The sequence below is a fragment of the Herbaspirillum frisingense GSF30 genome, from assembly GCF_000300975.2.
Lineage (GTDB): Bacteria > Pseudomonadota > Gammaproteobacteria > Burkholderiales > Burkholderiaceae_D > Herbaspirillum > Herbaspirillum frisingense.
The window spans coordinates 1-501 of record NZ_AEEC02000088.1 but is presented as its reverse complement, the minus strand read 5'-3'; the positions used below and the strand labels follow the sequence as shown (position 1 = coordinate 501).

Genomic DNA, 501 nt, shown 5'->3' with positions numbered 1-501 from the left:
AGAATTAAGCCGATGTCATTCAAGGCCGCAAATCCTTTGTGAAATCCTTCCGCCACTTTACTAAAAGCGCCCCAGGTCCTTTTGATCCCTTCAGTCAATGCGGGAAATTCATCAACAGATTTTGCGGCGCTTTGAATCAACTTCAACTTAACGAGATCGATGGAAGAAAGGCCGAACACGGACGCGTAAAGAGCATCCTTCGCAAACGCGACTTCACTCTTCTTTATTTGCTCCCACATATAGCTTTTCCCCGTCCCCCATTTTCCCGATAGAGCGATGACCTTGGCGTCGTCTTGCTCTAACATGTGGATGAGTTGGGATTTGGTTTCTTCTAGCGACATGAATTTCCTCTTAGGTTGATGATTTTCGGAAAAATATCTACTTGCATCCACTTATGAATGTAGCACTACCTTCTCTTCAAGCCTTGCGTATCGAAATGTATTTCAGGGATACCTTACTGTCGAGTGGGACCGGCTTCATCGCGCGTCGTGGTGAAAATTT

At 45.5% G+C, this 501-nt stretch carries 1 protein-coding gene; it reads right to left on the bottom strand.

Annotated elements, in window-relative coordinates; genetic code table 11:
* On the bottom strand, positions 1-341 hold a 341-nt coding region (locus HFRIS_RS24425), incomplete at its 3' end, for a P-loop NTPase fold protein (protein WP_006465714.1).
* Positions 342-501 lie beyond the last annotated feature (160 nt).